General features: G+C 67.9%; 21 protein-coding genes. 6 read left to right on the top strand and 15 right to left on the bottom strand.

Annotated elements, in window-relative coordinates:
• Window positions 1–7: 7 nt before the first annotated feature.
• From AC5P60_RS09925 to AC5P60_RS09890, 8 genes are all read right to left on the bottom strand, one after another.
• Window positions 8–685 carry a hypothetical protein gene (locus AC5P60_RS09925; protein WP_005407893.1) on the bottom strand — a complete coding sequence of 226 codons (678 nt, stop codon included), beginning with the start codon at window positions 683–685 and terminating at the stop codon, window positions 8–10.
• A gap of 97 nt (window positions 686–782) precedes the next feature.
• Window positions 783–1883, bottom strand: a complete 1101-nt coding sequence (locus AC5P60_RS09920) for a hypothetical protein (protein ID WP_005407892.1) — start codon at window positions 1881–1883, stop codon at window positions 783–785.
• Entirely contained in the window at window positions 1874–3070 is a 1197-nt protein-coding gene (locus tag AC5P60_RS09915) for a hypothetical protein (protein ID WP_033833696.1), read from the bottom strand. Before AC5P60_RS09915 ends, AC5P60_RS09920 begins: the two co-directional genes overlap by 10 nt.
• A gap of 107 nt (window positions 3071–3177) precedes the next feature.
• Window positions 3178–4440 carry an RNA polymerase sigma factor gene (locus AC5P60_RS09910; RefSeq protein WP_483693441.1) on the bottom strand — a complete coding sequence of 421 codons (1263 nt, stop codon included), beginning with the start codon at window positions 4438–4440 and terminating at the stop codon, window positions 3178–3180.
• Window positions 4441–4485: 45 nt separating this feature from the next.
• Window positions 4486–4842, bottom strand: a complete 357-nt coding sequence (locus tag AC5P60_RS09905) for a DUF1428 domain-containing protein (RefSeq protein WP_483693440.1) — start codon at window positions 4840–4842, stop codon at window positions 4486–4488.
• Window positions 4843–4866: 24 nt separating this feature from the next.
• On the bottom strand, window positions 4867–5277 hold the full coding sequence (locus AC5P60_RS09900; protein WP_483693439.1) for a VOC family protein: 411 nt from the start codon (window positions 5275–5277) through the stop codon (window positions 4867–4869).
• A gap of 36 nt (window positions 5278–5313) precedes the next feature.
• The gene (locus AC5P60_RS09895) at window positions 5314–5736 is read right to left on the bottom strand and encodes a VOC family protein (RefSeq protein WP_483693438.1); all 423 of its coding nucleotides are present in this window, start codon (window positions 5734–5736) and stop codon (window positions 5314–5316) included.
• Window positions 5737–5803: 67 nt separating this feature from the next.
• Entirely contained in the window at window positions 5804–6217 is a 414-nt protein-coding gene (locus AC5P60_RS09890) for a YciI family protein (protein WP_049449785.1), read from the bottom strand.
• A 729-nt stretch (window positions 6218–6946) separates the two neighbouring features.
• On the opposite strand from AC5P60_RS09890, the gene AC5P60_RS09885 reads away from it, so the two are divergent.
• A complete protein-coding gene (locus tag AC5P60_RS09885) occupies window positions 6947–7354 on the top strand; it encodes a YciI family protein (protein WP_010484148.1) in 408 nt (135 codons plus the stop codon).
• Here AC5P60_RS09885 and AC5P60_RS09880 read toward each other — a convergent pair.
• Window positions 7332–9413 carry an NHL repeat-containing protein gene (locus AC5P60_RS09880; protein ID WP_483693437.1) on the bottom strand — a complete coding sequence of 694 codons (2082 nt, stop codon included), beginning with the start codon at window positions 9411–9413 and terminating at the stop codon, window positions 7332–7334. The two genes, AC5P60_RS09885 and AC5P60_RS09880, sit on opposite strands and share 23 nt — an antisense overlap.
• Window positions 9414–9578: 165 nt before the next feature.
• On the opposite strand from AC5P60_RS09880, the gene AC5P60_RS09875 reads away from it, so the two are divergent.
• The gene (locus tag AC5P60_RS09875) at window positions 9579–11099 is read left to right on the top strand and encodes a tetratricopeptide repeat protein (protein WP_024958636.1); all 1521 of its coding nucleotides are present in this window, start codon (window positions 9579–9581) and stop codon (window positions 11097–11099) included.
• Window positions 11100–11147: 48 nt separating this feature from the next.
• Here AC5P60_RS09875 and AC5P60_RS09870 read toward each other — a convergent pair whose 3' ends face one another.
• Together AC5P60_RS09870 and cycA are read right to left on the bottom strand one after the other, a co-directional pair.
• A complete protein-coding gene (locus tag AC5P60_RS09870) occupies window positions 11148–11924 on the bottom strand; it encodes a lytic transglycosylase domain-containing protein (RefSeq protein WP_049433474.1) in 777 nt (258 codons plus the stop codon).
• Between the two features lie 225 nt (window positions 11925–12149).
• Window positions 12150–13523 carry a D-serine/D-alanine/glycine transporter gene (gene cycA / locus AC5P60_RS09865; RefSeq protein WP_049433473.1) on the bottom strand — a complete coding sequence of 458 codons (1374 nt, stop codon included), beginning with the start codon at window positions 13521–13523 and terminating at the stop codon, window positions 12150–12152.
• A gap of 230 nt (window positions 13524–13753) precedes the next feature.
• On the opposite strand from cycA, the gene AC5P60_RS09860 reads away from it, so the two are divergent.
• A complete protein-coding gene (locus AC5P60_RS09860) occupies window positions 13754–15370 on the top strand; it encodes an EAL domain-containing protein (protein WP_483693436.1) in 1617 nt (538 codons plus the stop codon).
• A 320-nt stretch (window positions 15371–15690) separates the two neighbouring features.
• Here the strand turns inward: AC5P60_RS09860 and AC5P60_RS09855 are convergent, their stop codons facing one another.
• Together AC5P60_RS09855 and AC5P60_RS09850 are read right to left on the bottom strand one after the other, a co-directional pair.
• On the bottom strand, window positions 15691–16875 hold the full coding sequence (locus tag AC5P60_RS09855) for an MFS transporter (RefSeq protein WP_495201734.1): 1185 nt from the start codon (window positions 16873–16875) through the stop codon (window positions 15691–15693).
• Entirely contained in the window at window positions 16872–18050 is a 1179-nt protein-coding gene (locus tag AC5P60_RS09850; RefSeq protein WP_483693434.1) for a serine hydrolase domain-containing protein, read from the bottom strand. Before AC5P60_RS09850 ends, AC5P60_RS09855 begins: the two co-directional genes overlap by 4 nt.
• 228 nt (window positions 18051–18278) lie before the next feature.
• Here AC5P60_RS09850 and AC5P60_RS09845 point away from each other — a divergent pair, with 228 nt between their 5' ends.
• Both AC5P60_RS09845 and AC5P60_RS09840 read left to right on the top strand, forming a co-directional pair.
• Window positions 18279–19178, top strand: a complete 900-nt coding sequence (locus tag AC5P60_RS09845) for a LysR family transcriptional regulator (RefSeq protein WP_010484156.1) — start codon at window positions 18279–18281, stop codon at window positions 19176–19178.
• Between the two features lie 263 nt (window positions 19179–19441).
• Complete coding sequence (locus AC5P60_RS09840; RefSeq protein WP_478433573.1) at window positions 19442–21049, top strand: ATP-binding cassette domain-containing protein; 1608 nt, start codon at window positions 19442–19444, stop codon at window positions 21047–21049.
• A gap of 120 nt (window positions 21050–21169) precedes the next feature.
• Here AC5P60_RS09840 and AC5P60_RS09835 read toward each other — a convergent pair whose 3' ends face one another.
• Entirely contained in the window at window positions 21170–22495 is a 1326-nt protein-coding gene (locus AC5P60_RS09835; RefSeq protein WP_483693433.1) for a GTP-binding protein, read from the bottom strand.
• 69 nt (window positions 22496–22564) lie between these two features.
• On the opposite strand from AC5P60_RS09835, the gene AC5P60_RS09830 reads away from it, so the two are divergent.
• Complete coding sequence (locus AC5P60_RS09830; protein WP_483693432.1) at window positions 22565–22939, top strand: MerC domain-containing protein; 375 nt, start codon at window positions 22565–22567, stop codon at window positions 22937–22939.
• 67 nt (window positions 22940–23006) lie between these two features.
• Here AC5P60_RS09830 and AC5P60_RS09825 read toward each other — a convergent pair.
• Window positions 23007–23135: integrase core domain-containing protein (locus tag AC5P60_RS09825; protein WP_141097864.1), on the bottom strand; the 129-nt coding region annotated here is incomplete at its 5' end.

The raw sequence follows: 23135 nt of genomic DNA, 5'->3' as shown, positions 1-23135 counted from the left end.
CCTCGGATCAGATCGAGTCGAGCATCGAGTCGGCGTTGGACGGCACCTTCACCTTGCTCTTCCTGGCGAAGGTCACGGCCGACTTGGTCGAACCGTACAAGCCCTGGATGAAGCCCGGCGATTCCTTGGCCACCCATGCGCCCGCTGCCAGCTTGCGGCCAACGGTGGCCAGCTGGGTCGCGCCCAGGTTCTTCATGCCGGCGGTGAAGCTGCTGGCTTCGCCGCCCAGCTTCTGTGCTTCGGCTGCCGACGCCAGCAGCGAGACCAGGCCTTCGGCGTAGTGCTGCTTGGATTCAGCGTTCAGTTCCGGCTGAGCGGCCTGGCGCTCGTTGATCGCGGCCTGCGCAGCTTCGCTGACCGACACCGACTTCTTCATCGCATCGACGCTGACCGAACCCGACGACAGCGCCTGGCGCTCGGCTTCCAGCAGCTGCACCTGCTCGGCCAGGCCGAAGGCGCGGGCGAACGAAGTCTGGGCCTGCAGCGAGTGCGACTGCGAGCTGACGAAACGACGCACCAGCGCTTCCTGCGCGGCTTCGTCCGGAGCGGCGGCGTTGGAGGCGCTGCTGCTGGAGGTGCCGGTGGCGGCACCGGCCAGGTCCTTCAGCTTGCCCAGGCCCGCGTGGGCCGGCATCGACAGGGTGGCGGCAGCGATGGCCACGACAAGAGCGGTATTGCGGATCATATGAGTGTCCTTTGGGAGAGACGGCCGCGAAGCGGCACGTGGGAATCGGTAACCCCAGCGCGATGCCGAGCGAGCTCGGCACCCACCGGGTGGCGTATCAGCGGACTGCCTTGACGTTCAGTTCGTTGATCATCTGCTGGGCGGCCTTCTCGGCAGCCAGCTGCAGGGCATTGGTACGGGCCACGGTTTCATTCGGGCCGGTGCCGGAGAACTGCACCGGGCCCACCGACGACACGGTGCGCGGGAAACGACCGGTCACGTCCAGCACCTTGCCGGTGACCGTGACGAACACGCGGGTGTTGCCGCTGGCCGGATCGCGGTCGCGCATGCCGACGTCGAGGGTACCGACGGCGATGTAGGGGATGTTGGCCGCTCGGATGCCGTTGGCGGTATCGCGCAGGGTGGCGGCAGACAGGTCGTTGCCGGTGCTGAAGTCCTTGCGGATGCGCTCGATGCTCAGCAGGCCGCGCGATTCGCCTTCCACGTACTCGGCTTCAACCACTTCGTAGCCGGCGGCGCTGAAGGCACCGGTCATCGCGGTGTTCACTTCAGCGGCGTTGGCCACCTTCCAGCTGATGTTGTCGCTGCGCTGGGTGGTGCTGCCACCGCTGGTGACCGACACCGAACCGTTCTGGTTGATGCTGCCGTTGGTGCTGACCGAGTTGCCACGGAAGCTGTCGCCTTCACGGGTGTTCTCGCTGTAGCTGCTGCTGGCGTCGACGCGACGGTATTCCTTGTCCTGGAACGACTGCACGGTGTCCTGCGAGCGTGCCATGAACAGGAAGGTCAGCAGCGAACGCTGCGCGGCGGTGGCACCGGCCACGGCCGAACCTGCGTCCAGCTTGGTCTGCAGCAGCGTGGTGTTGATCTCGGCGCGGACAGTGACGGTGTAGGTCTTGGCCTTCTTGTCTTCGGTGTCCGACAGCGGTACGGCACTGAGCACATAACGGTCGATCTCGCCGATGAACTCGGCGCGGCGGGCTTCGAACAGGCGCAGCTTGGCCGCACCGGTTTCAGCGATGTACGCCTCCAGTGCATTGACCTTGGCCTTGTTCAGGGCCTGGGCACGGGTGTCGGCGCTCAGGCGCAGACCGTAGCTGGCCGAACCGGTACCGCGCGAACTCGCGGTCTGCGCGGCGACCGGCGAGGCCACCACCAGCGCGATGAGGATGAGCAGGATGGTACGCATCAACGACATGACTTGATCAACTCCTGGAGGGCTTGGGTCTGCTGCTGCAACGGGCGGCCGCCCGGCTTCTGTTCGTCCAGCCAAGCGCGCGAATCGGCACGCTTGGCGGCGGCGCCGGCGAAGGCATCGAAGCCGGCCAGCAGGGTTTCGTAGCTGGCCGACCACTGGTCGACCTGCCACTGCGTGACCGGCACCACCTTGGTGGCGCCCTTGCGCAGCGGCTGTTCGAAATAGACCTTGCCGGAGAAGGGCTCGGTCACTTTGGCGGTGAAGAATGCGCCGAACAGCATCGTCTTCATCGCCGGGGTTTCATTGATGACGCCGTTCTTCAGCGCATCGACCTGCACAGTGATGACGTAGTCCGGCTCGGGAATCTTCAGCTGGTAGACCTTGCCGTCGGCAAAGCGGGCGGCCATCGCACCACCGATCGCCTGGCCCGAGGCCGGCGGCAGCAGGCCGACGCCGGTATTGGACGACAGCGTCTTGGACAGTTCATGGGCCAGCGTGGCGCGCAGCGGGGTTTCCCACTTGGGGTCGGGCAGCTTGGCGCGGACCGCGTCGGACAGGGTTACGCCACCGACCTGCAGGCGACGCACGGCGGCGTCGGGCAGCTTGGCCTGGGCGAGACTGGCGGCCAGCACCTGCGACAGGCTGGTATCGGCGCTGCCGTACAGCAGATCGGCGACGATCGCGTCGATATCGTCGTTGTCCGGCCGGTAATCCTGCACGTCGATGCGCTGCAGGGTCAGCGGATAGGACGCGATCACCTGGCGCTCGCGGAAATCGAAGAACAGTGCCTGCAGGGCCACTTCCACCAGCACTTTGTACTGGTTGCCGATCGGCTCGACCGAGACCAGTTCGCGGTCCAGTGCGGCGGCCAGCACAGTCGCGCTGGTGGTGCCGTCGAGCATCGCCACCGGCTGGTCGATCAGCTCCAGGTTCGCCGGCGGCCGGCGCTTGAGCGCCTGCGCCAGGGTCTGGTTCAGCGGGATCAGGCCGCGCTTTTCCAGCACGGCATGCGCATGCGGCGTGGTCGCCTGCACGGCAGCGGCATCCGCGGTATAGGCAAAACCGGCCCAGTAGGCCTGCTGCGATTTGTCAGCCGCCTGCGCAGCCATCGGCCACACGGCCAGGCACAGGGCACAGGCAAGCAGGCGCGCAAAAGCGCGCGATGCGCTCTTCGTCCTTGAATACATCCAACCGCTCCTCGGTCAATACGCACGGAATGCGGACGCTGATGCGTCCGCTGGGCGCGAAACATAGCCGCTCAGGCGCCTGCCGACAAGTGCTGCGTTCGTCGCAGTCACTCCTGGGGCGGCAGTCCGGCCCGTTGGCTCAGCAGGCCCCGCTCCGCCTGGTTCTGGCTGAGTCTGGCGGCTTCGGCAAAAGCATGACGTGCGTCGAGGTCGCGCCCCAGCGCCTGTAGTATCTCCGCGCGGACGACCTCCAGCGGGGCGTAGTCGCGCAGGCGTGCATCCACCAGCAGCGGCTGCAGTTGTGCCCACGCAGCGAACGCGCCCTCGCTGCGCAGCACCGCCACGACCCGATTCAAAGCGACAACCGGCGAAGGCATCACCTGCAGCAACTGGGTATAGAGCGAAGCGATACGTGGCCAGTCGGTGGCTTCAGCCCGACGTGCCGCCGCATGGCAGGCGGCGATGCGCGCCTGCAATACATAGGGATCATCAGCACCACCGGCGGCCAGCGCGCGGGCCAGCACCTGCTGCCCGCGTTCGATCTGCAGCCAGTCCCAGCGCGCGCGGTTCTGCTGGTCCAGCAGCACCGGCGCGCCCTGCGCGTCGGTCCGTGCCGCAGCACGCGATGCCTGCAGTTCCATCAGTGCCAGCAGACCCAGCACCGGCGGTACCGGCAGCCGGTGGGCCAGGATGCGTGCGAGCCGCAGTGCCTCCTCGCACAGCGCCGGACGCATCCAGTCATCGCCGGCGCTGGCCGCGTAACCTTCATTGAAGACCAGGTAGATCGCCTCCAGCACCGAAGCCAGCCGCTCGGGCATCGCGTCCGCGCGCGGCACCTCATAGGGCACCTGCTTCTGCGCCAAGGTGCGCTTGGCGCGCACGATGCGCTGGGCGATGGTCGGCTCGGGCTGCAGGAACGCACGTGCGATCTCGACGGTGGTCAGGCCACCGAGCAGGCGCAGGGTCAGTGCCACCCGCGCATCGGCCGGCAGCACCGGATGGCAGGCCACGAACATCAACCGCAGCAGATCGTCACCCAGGTCATCCTCCAGCGCCTGGCTGTCATCCGGTGCCGGCAGCGCCGCTGGGTGCAGTTCCTCGCCCCACTGCGCATGCTGCTGCGCCACCCGCTGGTGTTGGCGCAGCACATCGATGGCACGGTTGCGCGCAGTGGTCATCAGCCAGGCTCCGGGGTTGTCCGGGATGCCCTGTTCCGGCCAGCGCTCCAGCGCGGCCAGCCAGGTGTCCTGGGCCAGCTCCTCGGCACGGCCGACATCGCCCCCGAGCAGCCGCGCCAGGCGCGCGATCAACACCGGCGACTCCATCCGCCAGAGGGTTTCCAGACGCTGCGTCAGTGCGGGATCGGGCATGCGCCGATCACAGCACGCACGCCCGGCCCGCACAAGCGCCGCAGCTCACGCTTCAACAATCGGCTTGAAGCCACCCCAGAACATGCGCCTGGTATCGAACGGCATGTCCTTCGGGCCCAGCGACGCCAGCCGCGGGTCGGCCATTACCCTGGCGTTGATGCGGTCGCGCGCCGCGCGCGAACGGAACACCACAAAGGCGACGATCACCGTTTCGCCGGGCTTTGCCTTGACCGCACGCGGGAACGAGGTGCTCTTGCCCGGTTCCACATTGTCAGCCACGCATTCCATGTACTGCAGCGCGCCATGGTCCTTCCACACCGCACCGGCCTTGCGGGCAAGGCGGCGGTAGGCCGCCACCTTGTCCTGTGGGCACGGCAGCACGTAAGCATCCACGTAAGCCATGAGGGTTCTCCCTTGCGGCGGCCGTCAGCCCGGCTCGCCGTCCATGTGTGCGATTTCCCAGAGATGGCCATCCAGGTCCTGGAAGCCGCGCTGGTACATGAAGCCGTAGTCGCGCGCCGGCTGCGGTTCGCTGGCACCTGCAGCCAGTGCCTTGTCCACCAACTCGTCAACTGCCTCGCGACTGGGGGCCGAGAGCGCATTGATCACTTCCGTGTGAGTGTGCGCATCGACAATCGGCTTGTTGGTGAACTGCTGGAAAAAAGGTTGGGTCAGCAGCATCACGTAGATGCTCTCGCTGATGACCATGCCAGCCGCATCGTCATTGGTGTAGGTGGGATTGAAGGTGTAGCCCAACGCGGTGAAGAACGCCTTCGACTTTTCCAGGTCCTGCACAGGCAGGTTGACGAAGATCATCTGCGGTTGCGGTGCACTCATCGGTGAAGCTCCTTGTGGATGAAAGAAAGAGAGGAATCAGGGTTGCTTCATGCAGTTGACCATCCACGGCTTGCCGTAGCGGTCGATCAGCATGCCCCAGCGGTGCGCCCAGAACGTTTCGGCAATCGGCATCTGCACCTGGCCACCCTCGGCCAGTGCAGCGAACACGCGCTCGGCTTCCTCGATGCTGTCGACGTCGACATTGATGGTGGTCGAACCACCCTCGCCACCGCCGGGACCGTCGGCCGCCATCACGAGGGCGCTGCCGATTTCCAGCTGGCTGTGCGCGACGTGGTCCAGGGTTTCCGGCGGCATCTCGTTGCAGCCGGGCGACCCATCAGAGGGCGGCATGTCGCGGTACTTCATTTCCGAGGTGACCTGGCCACCCAGTGCCTTGGCGTAGAACGCCATCGCCTCATGGGCCTGGCCGCTGAAGCCGAGGAAGGGAATCAGTTTCATGGCAATACTCCGTTGTGCGGTTCAGGGCAGTAGTGCCGGGTCGTGCCCGGCAGGGAGATGAATCGGGTCAACCTTCCAGCTGTGCACGCAGACGCTGTTCCTGCTGCTGTAAGTCGGGGGTGAAGGCTTCACCGAAGTCTTCGGCTGAAATCAGCGGACGCAGCTCCAGCGTGCCTCCACTGTTGAACGGCGCACGGCTGGCCCATTCAACGGCCTCCTCCAGCGAGCGCACGTCCCACAGCCAGAAGCCGGCGATCTGGTCGCCGGCGGGGCCGAACGGCCCGGCCTCGACCCTGGGTGCGCCGCTGCCGAAGTGAATGCGGCGACCGCGCTGGGTGGCGTGCAGGCCTTCACCGGCGAGCATGATGCCGGCGGCCACGAGTTGTTCGTTGAAGGCGCCCATTTCGGACAGTTCCTGTTCGCTGGGCATGCGGCCGGCTTCGGAGTCGGCGTTGGCCTTCACGATCACCATCACTTTCATTGCGGTCTCCCGTGGGGACGCGTGGTGCGTGCCCTTCATTGGGTACAACGAACCAGGGGGCTGGGAATCGACACGTCTGTTGGAAATTTTTTTCTTGCGCGGAAAGCGCGCCTTCGGCGAGGGTCGGCGAACGGCGGAGCCCCTCCGTGGTGGGGTTGGGTTGGTCGCTGAAAGCTCGGGTTCATGGGTTTGGCCGGGTGGGGAGGCAGGGCAGGGGACGCTGCAAGTACGTCCATGTAAGCTCGGTCGCCGCATCCATGCGGCTCACGCCCCTGCCCTGCCTCCCCACCCGGCCTTGGACAGTTTCCTGCCTCCGGCACGCACCACGGGAAGATCAAGAAAAAAGGCAAAAGCAAAAGCAAAAACAACGGCGATTGGCTGGCGGCCTCGGCTTTGCGAGCGAAGCGATCCGCTTTTGCTCTTGTTTGTGATTTTCCGTGGTGGATCAGCTGCAGAGATCTGTCCAAGGCCGGGTGGGTAGGCGGGGCGGGGGTGTCCGCGGCATGGATACCGCGGCCAAGCCCCCATGGACGGGTTTACGGCGTCCCCCGATCCGCCTACCCGCCCGGCCAACCGCCAGGAACCAGCTTTCAGCGACCAACCCAACCCCACCACGGAGGGGCTCCGCCGTTCGCCGATCCCCGCCGAAGGCGCCGCCTCCCGCGCTGCAACATGCCCACGCGCAATCCTGCGCGATCATGGACACTCCGCCCCCGCCAGGACCGTGCCATGCAGCAGTATCTTCTTCTGATCTACATCGAGCCTGCCCTGCTGCAGGCCCTGCCCATCGAAGAATTCAATGCGCTGATGCGCGACTGCCTGGCCCACGCCGACAAGCTGCAGGCCGAGGGCACACTGCTGGCCGCGCAGAAGCTGCAGCCGGTCGACACCGCGCAGACCCTGCGCGTGCGTGATGGCCACAGCCGTGTACTGGATGGCCCGTTCGCCGAAACCCGCGAACTGCTGGCCGGCTTCAACCTGATCGTTGCCCGCGACCGCGACGAAGCCATGCGCATCGCCCGCGACTTCCCTTGGGCGCGCTTTGGCAGCATCGAAGTGCGGCCGCTGGAAGACATGGACGCCGAGCGCGAGCGCTGCGGCGCCCCCGCTGCGGCTATGGCAGCAGCCGTACCCTGATCTCGCGCGGGCCGACGCCTTCGTTGCCGCTGTAGTCGCGCACGCTGGCGCGCACGATGTACTCGCCCGGTGGCAGCGCCGCCGGCTGCCAGCGCCCGGTTTCCATCAGGCCATCACGCACGGTGTTGGTAGCCAGGTAACGGAACCGGGTCACCGCACTGCCATGCACCGTGATACCGCTGTCCGGTGCGTAGGCCACGCGCACCGCTTCCTTCTGCGGCGGCATGCGGTTGAACACGATGTTCCAGCGCGGCTGCTCGTAACCCTGCAGCGGCTGTCCGCCGGCATCGAGGATCTGGTAGCCCACCTGGTACATGCCCAGGCGACGACGCGGCAGGTTGTTGTCGACCTGGTCCCAGGCCTCGATCACGATCTGCACGCCACGCCCCTGCCGCGCGACCATCACCACGCCATCACTGCCGGCGGCCATCGGCTGGTCGTTGTCGTCCAGCAGTGCGACATCAGTGATGCGCGGTGCGAAGTGATCGGCGTAGTTGTGGAAGCCCAGCGCCACGGCATTGGTCTCGAAACCACCGGTACCCACGGCCAGGTGCACGTGCGCCTGGTTGTTGACGCTGCCCAGACGGTCGCCGACGTGGATGCGCATGCCGCGGCGCACGCGCATCCGCTCAAGCTTGCCCTGCTCGTCATACAACGCCTGCCAGCGCGCATCGTAGGGCTCATCGCGCGGGGTGCGGCCGACCCGCATGTGGATGTACTTGAGGCGGTCCACCGCCAGGCCCTCGGCCTGCTCACCCAGGTTCCAGGCGGCCACCGGGCTGCTGATCTTGCCCTCGGCAATCGCCAGTACGGTCTGGCCCACATCACCGCGCACGTCGAAACCGCCATGCAGGTGGTGGCGGCTCTCGCCGGTGAAGTTGCCGCGCACCTCACCCAACGTACCGACCACTTCATGCCAGCCGTCCTGCGGTGCCAGCGGCCAGCGGCCGCCCGTCTCCGGCAACGCCGCATCGGCAGCCGGGCCGACCAGTGCCGGTGCCGGCAGTTCGCCCACCGGCAGCGGGCGCAGGCGATGCAGGCGGTAGCTGGCGGCGTCGGCCACCAGCACGCTGCCATCGGCATCCATCGCTAGCCCGCTCGGGCGGGCCAGGCGCGGCAGTCGGCCATTGCCGACCAGTACGATCTGGTGGCCCTGCGGCGTCACCTGCACGATGCGGCCATCAAGATCGCCCACGTACAGCACGCCATCGTGGGTGGTGGCCAGCGACAGCGGCCCATTGATCACGCCACCGGCGGCGACCACGGTGCTCACCGTGCCGTCGGCGCCTACGCGGCGCACCGCGTTGTTGAACAGGTCGGCCACCAGCAGCGCGCCCTGCGCGTCGAAGGCCAGCGCCACCGGCGTATCGAAGCGCGCAGCGGCGCCGGTGCCATCGGCCAGGCCCGGCCGATCGCCGCCGGCCAGGGTGCGCACGTTGCCATCGGTGCCGATCACCCGGATGCGGTCATTGAAGGTGTCGGCCACGTAGATCTGGCCCTGCGCATCCACTGCAATGCCCATCGGCGCATCGAAGCGTGCCTGCGCGGCAGGGCCATCGGCGTGGCCCTGTTCGCCACCGGCCAGCGTGGTCACCTGGCCACCGGTGCCGATGCGGCGGATGGCATGGTTGCCGGTGTCGGCCACATACAGGTTGCCCTGCGCGTCGGCGGCAATGCCCGAAGGCGTATTGAAACTGGCCTGCAGTGCCGGGCCATCAACGCGTCCCTCGCCCTGCCCGGCTACGGTTTCGACGCGGCCATCGGCAAGGCGGCGACGGATCCGGTTGTTGTCACCGGCATCGGTGAAATAGACGCTGCCATCGGCACTGCGCAGCAGCGCGTACGGATCGGCGAAGCGTGCCTGCGCGGACGCGCCATCGCGGTCACCCGGGTGGCCATCGCCGGCCAGCGGTTCGATCTGCGCGGTCCACGCCAGCGGCGTTGGAACCGGCCCCGCCGGTTCAGCCAGCGTATGCAGCGGTGTCTCCCACCAGGTTGCGGCCAATGCCACTACCGTCGCCAACGCTACGCCTGCCGCCATCCATTGCCACCGTGCCATCGTGCTGCGCTGCCTGCCTGCTGTCCGAAGAGGCACCGACAATAGTCGCTGAACGCACGATCCGCCATGGCCAATCGCGCGGTCAAACGCCAGAGTTCCATCCGTCGCGCTTGTTCTCGTTGGCTGCAGCGGGTTCAATGCGGTTCCCACGGATGGAAATCCTCCATGCCCCGCATCCTCCCCGTCGCCGCCCTGCTGATTGCCGCATTGGCCAGCACATCCGCCACTGCTTCGATCACGGTGGTACCGCAGAAGCCGTCCGTCACCGCCGATGCGATGCACCAGGCCTATGCCACGCGATGGGATGAAGCCATCCAGCAGTCTCGCAGTGGCAACACGCTGGGCGCGCTGATCGCGATGGAACGGCTGATGGAAGATCCGATGCTGGATGACTTCGATGCCGAACACCGCGGCCGCGCCGCGCAGGTGGCCGGCTGGACCGCAATGGTGCAGAAGAAGCCGGACCAGGCCCGCCGCTACCTGCAGCGCGCACAGGAAGCACTGCCGGACGACGCGCAGATCCTGCTGACCCTGGTCTCGGTGGAACTGTCCGAGAACCAACCGGCACCTGCCACGAAGCACTTGGTGCAGGCGCTGAAGCATGCCGACGCACCGTTGCCGGTGGACCACCACGCGATCAACTACCTGCAGTTCCGCCTGCGGGACCAGCCCCAGCAGCGCATGGAACTGCTGCAGGCGCTGTTCGACAACGGCTGGAAGAGCGGCGGCCTGGAACCCACCGGGCTGTGGCTGGCACTGGCCACACTGCAGGCCGACAACGGCCGTGGCGACAGGATTCCCGCCACGCTCGCGCGCATCACCGGCCCCGCCGAGATCATCCGCCTGCGAAGTGACAAGCGGTTTGATCGCTATGTCGACCGCGCCGATGCCCGCTTCGATCCGGTGCAGGCTGCACAGAAACACCTCGACGAACTGCGGGTCTCCGGCCTGCTCGACCGGGCGCTGGACGCACGCATGGCCGAGTTCAGCAGTACGCTGCTGATGCTGGACCGCAACGAGGAAGTGCTGGCACTGACCGATGGCATGGCCGGTGCGGCGGCCGAAGGTGAGTCGCCCTCGGCGGCGGAAGCCGAATGGGTGGCATGGCTGCTCAACAGCCGGCTTACGGCGCTGCGCCGGTTGGGCCGTACCGACGATGCGCTGGCCACAGCCAGGCTGGCCGCACGCATCGGTGCGCTGGGCCCGGATGGTGCCGAGCACCAGTTCAACGTCGGCTTCGTGCTCAGTTCGCTGGGCCGCATGCAGGACGCTGCTGCCGCAGTGAATGACATGCCAGGCCTGGCCGGTTACGGCAAGGCGGCCCAGGCACTGCTGCAGTTCGCTGCCGCCCGCGAACGCGGCGATGCCCAGGCAGTGGAAGCCGCCCGCTCGGTGATCCTTGCCCAGCGCGACGACGCACGCCTGTTCCATCGCGAGATGCTGCTGGACGAAGGCAACCTGGACGGCGCAGCCGCAGTGCTGATCGAACAGCTGCGCTCCCCCACCGACCGTGGCGAGACGCTGGCCTCCCTGCAGGACATGCGCACCTACCCCTCGCTGCCCGGTGACGTGAAGATCGATGCGGCCTGGCGTGCGCTGAAGCAGCGCGCCGACGTGCAGGCCGAGGTGGCACGCGTCGGCCGCATTGAGCGCTACGACCTGGTCAGCGCTTCCACTTCGCGCTGAGCCGATTTTCTGTGGCGCTGAGCGTGGGCTCGGCACTACGCCTTCCGCCTAGCGGGCTGGCACCTCGGTACGGATGCCCATCGCTTCGCGGTAGCGTGCGTACAGGGCCATCACCTTGTCCACATAGGCCAGGGTTTCGGCGTAGGGCGGCACGCCCTTGTAGCGGGTGACTGCACCGATGCCCGCGTTGTAGGCGGCCGCCGCCAACGGGCGATCGCCGTTGTAGCGGCGCAGCAGCGCGCGCATGTAGCGCGCGCCGCCCTCGATCGACTGCTGCGGCGAGAACGGATCCCGCACGCCATATTCCTGTGCGGTCTCCGGCATCAACTGCATCACGCCCTGTGCGCCCTTGGTCGAGACCGCCAGCGCATCGAAGTTGCTTTCGGCATGGGCAATCGCGCGCAGCCATGCGTCATCGACACCGGTGGCCTTGGCCGCGGCCTTGAACTGCTTGGCGTGCTGCGCCAACTGCGGCTTGCCGACCTTGCCCAGGCCTTCGTGGGCAGGTTCGCCCGGCGGCGTGGCCACTGTGAACTTCAGGAACACCCGCGAGCCGGGCAGGTTGCGGGTGGAGTAGACCAGCGCGCCATCCTGCTCGCGCTCGTACAGCACGCCGCTGAACACGCCCATGTTGCCCCACAGGTTCGGGGTCTGGATGGCGTTGTCGTCGATTTCCTTCGGGGTGCAGCGTGAACCGGGTTCCGGCGCGGTGGCCAGGCTGACGGTGTTGCCCTGCACGCAGCGGTAGACGGTGCGCGCGGCGGCCAGCCCGGGCCACAGGCTGGGCAGCAGCAACAGCGCAAGCAGGAGCGGGTGACGGGACATGGCGGCCGGATCATCCGGCCGCGCCCGCTAATGTTGGGTGAATGGGGGCCGGCAGGGCTGCGCCCTGCACCCGCGCGGGCACCGGCGCCGGCGGCGGTAGAGTCGACTGCCAGTCGACTATCGCGCGCAGCGCGGGGTTTTCCGGAAGCCCACGGGAGAGCAGTCGACTAACAGTCGACGCTTCCGACGTTCCCGATTTCGGCCTTGCCGCCCCCGCATCCCCGGTCATCTCGCGGTCCTCCGACGCACCCAATACCCCACGCCCAGCAGCACGAACCACACCGGGCTGGCGATCAACGCCTGGCGGGTGTCGGCCTGCAGGCTCAGCAGCACCAGCACGGCGGCGAAGAACACCAGGCAGGCCCAGCACATGGCAACACCGCCGGGCATCTTGAAGATCGACGCAGCGTGGCGTTCCGGGTAGCGGCGGCGATAGGCCATGTAGGCCACCAGGATCAGCGACCAGACGAAGATGAACAGCACCGTGGCCAGCGTCGTCACCAGGGTGAAGGCGGTCACCAGGTTCGGAATCAGGTAGATCAGCAGCGTGCCACCGAGCAGGCACAGGCACGAGAACAGCAGGCCACGGGCCGGCACGGCGGCGCGTGACAACTTCGACAACCCGCGCGGGGCGTGGCCCTCTTCGGCCAGGCCGTACAGCATGCGGCTGGTGGAGAAGATGCCGCTGTTGGCCGAGGACGTTGCCGAGGTCAGCACCACGAAATTGATCAGGCTGGCGGCGGCAGGGATGCCGGCAAGGACGAACAGCTGCACGAACGGGCTCTTGTCCGGCACCACCTGGCGCCACGGGGTGACGGCCATGATCGCGATCAGCGCCAGCACGTAGAAGATGATGATGCGTACCGGGATCGAGTTGATCGCCTTGGGCAGGTTGCGCTCGGGGTCGGCGGTTTCGGCGGCGGTGGTGCCGACCAGCTCGATGCCGACAAAGGCGAACACCGCAATCTGGAAGCCGGCGAAGAAACCGACCAGGCCCATCGGGAACATGCCGCCGTCGTTCCACAGGTTCGACAGCGACGCCGTGTGGCCGCTGGGCGAGGTGAAGCCCCACGCCACCAGGCCGGCGCCGGTGATGATCAGCGCGCAGATCGCCACGATCTTGATCAGCGCGAACCAGAATTCCATTTCGCCGAACAGCTTCACCGTCACCAGGTTCAGCGACAGCAGCAGCATCACGCACGCCAGCGCCGGCTTCCAGGCGTCAAGCCCGGGGAACCAGAACTGCGCGTAGGCGGCAATGGCGATCACATCGGCAATGGCGGTGACGATCCAGCAGAACCAGTACGTCCATCCACAGAAGAAGCCGGCCCAGGGGCCGAGCAGATCGGTGGAGAAATCGATGAAGGATTTGTACTGCAGGTTGGACAGCAGCAGCTCGCCCATCGCGCGCATCACGAAGAACAGCATCGCGCCGATGATCAGGTAAACGAAGACGATGGACGGGCCGGCCAGGCTGATGGTCTTGCCTGAGCCCATGAACAGGCCGGTGCCGATGGCACCACCGATGGCGATCAGTTGCAGGTGGCGGTTGGACAGGCTGCGGCGCAGGTGCTCGGGGGGCGTTGCGGGCTCGGTCATGGGCGCGGGCAAAAGGGCGGGCGAAGCGTTCGACGGTAGTCCTCCACAGGCCGGAGCGCCAGCGCCGGATGGGCCAATCCCGTCAAACTTCGCCGCTTTCATCACAATGTGACCGAATACCGGATTCATCCCATTCCGCCCGGCCCGGCGCCATGCTCAGATAGCCGCACCTGCCCAAGGATCGGCCCGACCATGCGCCCTGCCCTGCCCGCCCCGCTGGAGCCCCGACCATGAGCCGGCTGCGCGTGATCATCGGCGGCACCGCACTGGCGCTGCTGGCCGCAGCCGTGCCGATCGCGGTGATGGCCTATGCCACCTGGGACCGTGCGGTCAGTGTCGAGCAGCAGCGCCTGCGCGACATCGCCGGCCGCACCCTGCGCCGCGCCGACCAGTCCTACCTGGAAGCGCTGGCCGCGTTGAAGTCCGCCGAGGCCGGCGCCTACGATCCGTGCGGGCCGGACCACATCCGGCGCATGCAGACGCTGGTGATGACCTCGCCGTCGGTCGACCAGATGGGCTACTTCGAGGGTGGCAAGCTGCGCTGCACGTCGTGGGGCCCGTTCCTGTCCGACGTCAACCAGCCCAGGTCCGACCACGTCACCAGTGATGGCGCCGGCATCGCCGTGGATGTGCGCCCCGAGGCAAGCGGACGGCGCCAGGTCCTGTCGATCCTGTATGGCAACTACGACGTGCTGGTCGATCCGCGCCGCTTCGTCGATGTCATCGCCGACCCGAACGTGCGCCTTGCCCTGGCCAGCCCGGACGGCCGCCTCCTGGCCAGGCAGGACGGCATGGATCCGGCATTGCTGGAAACCCTGCTGCGCGCGCCCGGTGAGGGCCTGGACCACAACACCCTGTACGCCACCGCGCGCAACGAAGAGTGGCTGGCGATCGCAACCACGCCGCGTACCGCGCTTGCCGCGACCTTCCGCCAGCAGGCCTGGCTGTTCGTGCCGATCGGCGTTCTGCTGGCCGCTGTCGGTGCCGGCCTGGTGATCTGGCTGTCGCGTCGCCGCCTGTCGCTGCGCGGCGAGCTGGCCACGGCGATCCGCCGCCGCGAGCTGTACCTGCACTACCAGCCCATCATCGAACTGGATACCGGCATCTGCGTCGGCGCCGAAGCGCTGGTGCGCTGGCAGCGCCCGGATGGCACCCAGGTGCGGCCGGACCTGTTCATTCCGCTGGCCGAAGAGGCCGGCATGATCGGCGCGGTCACCGATCTGGTGATCGAGAACGTGGTGCGCGACATGCGCGAGCTGCTGGTGGCCGACCGCAGCGCGCACATCGCGATCAACCTGGCCGCCGAAGACATCAGCAGCGGCCGCGCGCTGAAGATGATCTCCAAGCACATGGCCGGCAGCGGCATCCTGCCGCAGCAGATCTGGATGGAAGCCACCGAGCGCGGATTCCTCGACCTGGACCGCGCCCGCACGATGCTGGCACAGGCACGTCGGGCCGGGCACAGCGTGGCCATTGACGATTTCGGCGTCGGCTTCTCCAGCCTGCAGTACCTGGAACAGCTGCCGCTGGACGCGCTGAAGATCGACAAGTCGTTCATCGATGCGATCGGCACCGAGAGTGCAACCAGCCCGGTGACGCCGCACATCATCGACATGGCCAAGGAGCTGGGCCTGTGGGTGGTGGCCGAGGGCGTTGAAACGGAGGCACAGCTGGCGTATCTGCATACCCGCAAGGTCGAGTTCGCGCAGGGCTGGCTGTTCTCGCGGCCGCTGCCACGGGATGAGTTCGTGGTGTTCCATCACAAGCGGCAGCAGCGCTATGGCGCGGCGCGGGAGCACATGCAGAATCCGCGCAGCGTGCCGATCGAGCGTGAGGGAGTGGAGTAGGACGGCGAACGGCGGAGCCCCTCGTGGCGGGTCGCGTACTGCTATCCCAGGGCTGGCCGGGACGGTCGGGTTCGCGGGGGACGCCGTAAACCCGTCCATGGGGGCTTGGCCGCGGCATCCATGCCGCGGACACCCCCGCGAACCCGACCGTCCCGGCCTCTGACAGGTTCCGGCGGCGTCCCGCCACGGAATCAACGGAAGAAGGCAAAAGCAAAGGCAAACGCGGGTCGCTGCGCTCGGTGGATCCACGCCATGCGTGGATGGCGGGGACCACGGTAGTGCCGGCCGCTGGCCGGCACCGCGCCATCACCGATCGCCGCCTACGCCCAGGCCTTCGGCCGTGCCAACAGCCACGCCACGCTCACCGCCAGCAGCAGCAGCGGCAGCCATCCCAACTGGCTCGGGCCGCCCGCCTGCAGCAGCACACCCCCTGCAACGCCACCGGCAGCAATGGCCAGGTTCCAGCCGGTCACCAGCATCGACTGCGCCAGATCCGCGGCGGCACCGGCACGCCGCGCCAATGCGGTCTGGAACAACGTAGGTACCGCGCCAAAGGCAACGCCCCACAGGATCGTCGCCAGCAGCAGCGCGATCGCGTCGCCCGGCCACAACAGCAGGGTCAGCACCGGCACGATGAAGCCGATCACCGCGGCCCACACCAGCGTGCGCAGATGACGGTCCACACCCCAGCCGGCAATGACGATGCCGGCGATGGCGGCCAGGCCGAAGGCCAGCAGCAGGCGGTCCAGCCACGGGCCGGCACCGGCCTCCACCGCCAGCGGTTCGATGTAGGTGTAGAGCACGTTGTGCGCCAGCACGTACAGCACCATCACCGCCAACGCACTGCGCACGCCCGGCATGCGCCACAGCGTAGCCAACGACGTACGCTGACCGGCCGCCGCCGCCGGCAACGCGGGCAATGCCCAGCGCGCGTAGGCCAGCAGCACGACTGCCAGCACACTCATCAGCGCGAATGCCCAGCGCCAGCCGATCTGCTGGCCCAGCAAGGTGCCCGCCGGTACGCCCAGCGACAGTGCCAGCGGCGATCCGACCATCGCCACCGCGATTGCCCGGCCCTGCAGCGAGGGCACCACCATGCGCGCGGCGTAGCCGGCCACCAGCGACCACAGCAGGCCACCACACACGCCGGCCAGGAAGCGCGCGGCCAGGATCAGCGGGTAGCTGCTGCTCAATGCGGTCAGCGTATTGACCACCACGAAGCCGGCAATCGCGGCGAGCAGCAAGGGACGTCGCGGCAGGCGCTGGGTCAGTGCGGTCATCGGCAGTGCGGCCATCACCGAGCCGAGCGCGTACACGCTGACCAGCTGGCCAACCGCCGCGTCGCTCACACCGAGGCTTTCGCCCGTCGGCCGCAGGACGCCGGCCGGCAGGGTCTCGGTCAGCAGAGTGATGAAGCCGCCACCGGCCAGCGCCAGCAGTCCCGCCCACGGCAGGCGCGTGGCTTCACCGGCCGGGCCAGCCGCATCGATGGCATGGCCGCTCATCGCGCGGTCTCCAGATCGGCATAGACCGCATCGCGCAGCTCATCGACGAAGGCACCGTCCATGCCTTCGTACAGGGTATTGGTCAGCGCCACCACGCTGAGCCCACGCGCAGGATCGACAAACCAGCTGTGCCCGTAGGCACCGCCCCAACGCCATGTACCTGCGTTCTGCGGCGTACCGCTGGCGGCCGCATCGCGCAGCACCGCAAAGCCAAGGCCGAAGCCCCAGCCGGCCGGTTCCGGCGGCCCCTGTTCGCCCACCTGCGGGCTGGCCATCTCCGCTGCCAGTGCGGGCGGCAACAGGCCTGAACGCTGCACATCACGCAAGGCCTCCAGCACCGCCATCACTTCATCGGCGCTACCGACCAGGCCTGCCCCGGCCGAGGGGAAACGGCTGGCATCGGTGGCGCGCGCGAGGCTGTACTCGATACCGACGGTACCCTCGAACGGAGCGACCACCTCGCCTTCGCGCAGGCGGTGCGGCTGCGGTGTGTCGCTCACATAGGGCGTGGCCAGCCGTGCCGCGTTGCGCGCAGCGAAGGCGGTGTCCCGCAGGCCCAGGGGTGCGGCCAGCAAGCGCTCGAACAGTGCCTGCAGGGATTCACCGGTCGCTGCTTCAGCCACGGCACCGGCAACGTCCACGCCCAGCGAGTACAGCCACTGGCTGCCCGGCGCGAACAGCAGGGGGGCCTGCGCGATGCGGCGCACGTTGTCGGCCAGAGAGAGCGGGTTCGCGTCCATGCCATCGCTGACGCCAGCGCGTGCGTAGGGACCCTTCGCATCGGCTTCGAGGAAGCGATAGCCCAGCCCGCTGCTGTGGCTGAGCAGCTGGCGCAGGCTGATCGCTGGCGTGCTGCCATCAGCCAGCGCCGGGCGGAAGTCCCGCAGCCAGCGCTGCACCGGTGCATCCAGGTCGAGCACGCCCTCGGCCACCAGGCCCAGGATCACCGTGCTCAGCAGCGGCTTGCTCACCGAGGCCAGCCGGAACAGCTGGTCGCGCTGCATCGGCGTGGCCGACTCGCGATCCGCCAGGCCCGTGGCGCTGGCATGGCGCAGCGCGCCGTGCTCGCGCACCAGCACCACCGCACCGACCAGGCGCTGCGGATGGACCTGCTGCAGCAGCTGCTGCACCGAAGGCAGTGTCGGCGCAGGTTCGAAGGAAGGAGCGGCATTCATCGCGGTGATCCGTGGGGGAGAGGCCGCCACGTTAGGCAGCGGGCGTCCGCGCAAAAAGCCGGTTGCCGCTCCGGGCATCATGGACCGTGTAGTCCGCAATCGGCATGATGGCCGGAACCGCAAGGCCGCAACGGTCTCCACGCCACCCCGCACCACAGTGTTGCGATGGCGGAGCCGCCCGCTACAGCCGCGCCGGCCTACCCTGCCGCTTTCATTGCCCGCACGCCCATGTCAGTCCTGGACAACCTCGCCAACCTGCAGACCTTCGTGCATGCCGCCGACACCCGCAGCTTTGTCGAGACCGGGCGCCTGCAGGGCATATCCGCCTCGGCAGCGGGCAAGTGCGTGGCGCGGCTGGAGCACGCACTGGGCGTGCGCCTGTTCCACCGCAGCACGCGCAGCATCACGCTCACCGCCGAGGGTCAGCTGTTCCTGGCGCGTTGCCGGCGCATCCTCGACGAGCGCGATGCCGCCCGCACCGAACTGGCACAGCCGCACGCCTCGCCCCGTGGCACCCTGCGCATCAGCCTGCCGCTGGTGGGCGACCTCACCCTGCCGTTGATGGCCGAATTCATGGCCGCGTATCCGGATATCCGCCTGGACCTGGACTTCAGTGACCGCCTGGTTGATGTCATCGAGGAGGGCTTCGATGCGGTGCTGCGCGTCGGCGAACCCAGCGACTCGCGGATGAACGCACGCCGGCTGGGGGTATTCCCGCGGCGTGTCGTTGCCTCGCCGGGCTACCTGCAGCGCTGTGGCGTTCCGCGCACGCCGGCAGGCTTGATGCAGCACACGCTGCTGCACTATCGCTTCCCCACCACCGGCAAGCTGGAACCGTGGCCGATCCACTGGCCCGACGATGAAACGCCGCAGGAGCTTCCGGTGCACATGGTGGCCAACACCATCGAAGCGCGGGTAGCGCTCGCACTGCGCGATATCGGCCTGGCCTTCGTGCCGGTGCACTCGGTGCGTGATGCCCTGGCCGACGGCCGCCTGGTCACGGTGCTGGACGAACACGTGCATTCCTGCGGCACCTTCCATCTGCTGTGGCCCTCGGGCCGACACGTACTGCCGAAGCTGCGGGTGTTCATCGACTTCGTCGGCGCCCGCCTGGGTACCGTGCCGTAGATCCACGCCATGCGTGGATGCGTCTCGCGGCGAAAGGAAGCCGAGCATCGGCTCGGCTCTACAGAACCGCCCGACCATCGGTAGCGCCGGGCCATGCCCGGCGGCCGCGCACCCGACCATTCAGCCACTGCCGCTATACTGGCCGCTCATTCCTCCAAGAGGCTCGCGACCAATGCGCCATTGATGCCGCCGTCTTCCCACTAGACGGCCTGACTCTTCCCGCCCCTGCGCGCAGGGGAGAACCCGGCATCCATGGAGGTCGCATGACCCCGCATTCCCTCACGCTCGATCGCGTGTCGTATCGATTGGCCGACGGCCGCCCGCTGTTTTCCGATCTGACGTTTTCCTTCGAACCGGTCGCCACCGGCCTCGTCGGTGCCAATGGCGCCGGCAAGAGCGTGCTCGCACGCCTGCTGGCCGGCCGGCTGCTGCCCGACAATGGCCAGGTTCGCGGCAGTGCCCGCGTGTTCCTGTTGCCGACGCCCGGCTATCCACCCGCCGGCACGGTCGGTGAACTGGCCGGTGTCGGCGCGGAACTGGCCGCACTGCAACGCATCGAAGCCGGCAGCGTGGACGAGGCCGACTTCGCCCGCGTCGGCGACCGCTGGGATCTGCGCGAACGCCTGCAGCAGCAATGGCGTACGCTGCAGCTACCCGACGACCTCGATCCGGCCCAGCCGGCCGCGCGCCTAAGTGGTGGCCAGGCCATGCAGGTGGCGCTGTCCGGTGCCTGGGCCAGCGGTGCCGACTGGCTGATCCTGGACGAACCCAGCAACCACCTCGACGCACGCCATCGCCAACAGTTGTATGAACAGTTGCAGCAGTGGCGCGGCGGCCTGCTGGCGATCAGCCATGATCGCGAACTGCTGGCGCACATGCAGCAGATCGTCGAGCTCGATGCGCGCGGGCTGCATCGCTATGGCGGACCGTGGCAGCACTACGCCGACGCGCGCGCCGCCGAACGTGAAGCCGCCGCCGCCCAGCTTGACCATGCACGTGCACAGCACCGGCAGCAGCAACGCAGCGCGCGCGAACAACACGAACGCCAGCAGCAGCGCCAGGCACGTGGCAACCGTGATGCGAAGCAGGCCAACCAGGCCCCGATCCTGCTCGGCCGGCAGAAGCAGCGCGCCGAGGCCAGCCACGGCCGCGCACAGCAGGTGCAGGCCGAGCGCCTGCAGGCCAGCGCAGAGCAGCTGCGCGCAGCTGCATCCGCGGTGCATGCGGCGCCGGAACTGGCGCTGTTTGCCGGTGCGGGCGAGCGTGGCAGCGCGCGTCTGCTGGAGGCCGAGGCGCTGGTGCTGCCACATGGCTGCAGCGCCCCGCTGCAGCTGGAGATCCGCCGGGGGCAGCGCATCGCCGTGGTCGGTGACAACGGCAGCGGCAAATCGACCCTGCTGCGTGTGTTGGCCGGCCAGCTGCCTGCATGCAGTGGCACCGTGCAACGGCACGCACCACTGGCCCTGCTCGACCAGCAGTTGCTGGGGCTGTCCGGCGCGCGCAGCATCCTTGACACCGTGCAGGCCGCCAACCCGCGCGCGGACCCAGGCGAGCTGCGCACGCGGCTGGCCCTGCTCGGGCTGGATGCACAGCGCATCCAGCGGGCGGCCCACAGCCTCAGTGATGGCGAGCGGGTGAAGGGTGCGCTGGCCAGCGTGCTGTATGCCGATCCCGCGCCCCAACTGTTGCTGCTGGACGAACCCGGTAATGCGCTGGATCTGAGCGCGTTGCAGGCGCTGGAGGAACTGCTTGCGGCGTGGCCGGGCGCGCTGGTGATGGTCAGCCACGACCGGCACCTGCTGCAGGCATTGCGACCGACCCACGTGCTGCACGTGAACACCGAGGGTTGGCAGTGGCGAGATGCCTTGTAGATCCACGCCATGCGCGGATGGAATGATCCGCCAGCCGAGCGTGGGCTCGGCTCTACAAGGCGGGCAAAGGCCGGTTGAACCGCCATCCACGCATGGCGTGGATCTACAGGAGCCGTCAGCTCAGCGCTTCCACACCGGGAATGCCTGCGGCATCTGCTGCCACAGCAGCGGTCCCGCACGCAGCTCCTGTTCGTTGAGCAGGCAGGCATCCAGCTCTGCGCGCACGGCGCGCTCGTCCATGTGCACGCCAATCACCACCAGTTCCTGGCGCCGATCGCCCCACAACGGGTGCCACAGGCGCTGCATTGCCGAATGCGCGGCCGCGTCCGGAAACTCCTCCGGTCCCGGCAACGGCGCGCTCCAGCAGTCGGCCTGCTGGCGCGCCCATCCGAGGTCGCTGTACGGCAGCGGTGTCGGCGGCAACAGCGGTGTGGTGTCCTCGATGCCCGCACGCACGCGATCGCGCGCGGCGTACCAGAAGCCCGCCGCCTGCGTCCGCGTCGCGGCACCCACGGTGTTCAGCTCGCCCACCCAGTCCATGCGGTTGGCCAGCCAGAACCAGCCCTTGCTGCGGATCACGCCAGGCATCCCCGACTGCAGCGCGCGTGCGAATCGCGCGGGATGGAACGGACGTCGCGAGCGGTAGACGAAGCTACCGATGCCGTACTCCTCGGTTTCCGGTGTGTGCTCGCCACGCAGTTCCTTCACCCAGCCCGGCGCACGTTGCGCACGCTCCATGTCGAAGCGCCCGGTATCCAGCAGCTCGGCCAGCGGCACATTACCGAAGCTGGACAGCAGCAGCTTCGCGTCGCGGTTCAGGCCACGCAGCACGGCCAGCGTGTCCTGCAGCACTTCGTCATCCACCTGGTCCACCTTGCTGATCACGATCACGTCGGCAAACTCCGCCTGCTCGCACAGCAGGTCAACCACGCCGCGATCGTCCTCCGGGCCGGCCTGCTGGCCGCGCTCGGCCAGTCGCGACGTCGAGCCGAAGTCGGCAAGGAACGCGCTGCCGTCGACCACCGTCACCATCGTGTCCAGCCGCGCGATGTCACTCAGGCTGAAGCCGTGCTCGTCGCGCACCGCGAAGGTGGCCGCCACCGGCATCGGCTCGCCGATGCCCGTCGATTCGATCAGCAGATAGTCATAGCGGCCCGCATCGGCCAGGCGCCGCACTTCCTGCAGCAGGTCATCGCGCAGCGTGCAGCAGATGCAGCCGTTGCTGAACTCCACCAGCGTCTCTTCGGTGCGGCGCAGTTCGGCCCCACCTTCGCGCACCAGCTGCGCATCGATGTTGACCTCGCTCATGTCGTTGACGATGACCGCTACACGCAGACCCTCGCGGTTGCGCAGGATCTGGTTGAGCAGGGTGGTCTTGCCGGCCCCCAGGAAGCCGGACAGCACGGTGACCGGAAGGCGACGGTCGGCGCGGGAAACAGTGTTCATGTCGGAGCGGGTTGGCTGCGGAACGGAAATGTTACTGTATAACAATTGTTGCGCAAGGAACCTCCCCCGATGAAGTCGCCTTCTGCCGCCCTGCTCGATGCCGGCGCGGTCGCCCTGTCCAGCCTGTGCCTGCTGCACTGCCTGGCGCTGCCCCTGCTGGCCGCCGCGCTCCCCCTGTTCGGCACCTGGGCCGAAGCGGAATGGGTGCATCTGCTGTTCGTGGCCATCGCCCTGCCGCTGACCGGCTACGCGCTGTGGCGGGCCGAGCGCCGTCACCCGCTGCCGGTGCTGGCCTGGGCCACCGCCGGCGCCGGTCTGGGCCTGTTGCTGGCCGGCGCGCTGGCGCTGCCCTCGCATGGCTGGGAAACGCCGATGACCGTCACCGGCAGCCTGCTGCTGGCCGCCACGCACATCTGGAACGCACGGCACCGGCACGCGGGGTAGAGTCGACTGTTAGTCGACTCTCGCGCGAAGCGCGGGATCTCATGCCGCCTGGGCGAAGAGCAGTCGACTAACTGTGTAAACCCACCACGTTGTTCAGCAGGACTCTGGAAATAGGTGGCTGGCCACCGATCCCCATGTGAGGGCGGTGCCAGTTGTAGTGGTGCAGCCATTGGGTCAGCACGGAATTGCGCTGGTC

This window comes from Stenotrophomonas sp. YJH_SMC_120, assembly GCF_059368675.1.
The sequence above is the reverse complement of the archived record's forward strand: the minus strand, read 5'-3'. Positions and strand labels throughout refer to the sequence as shown.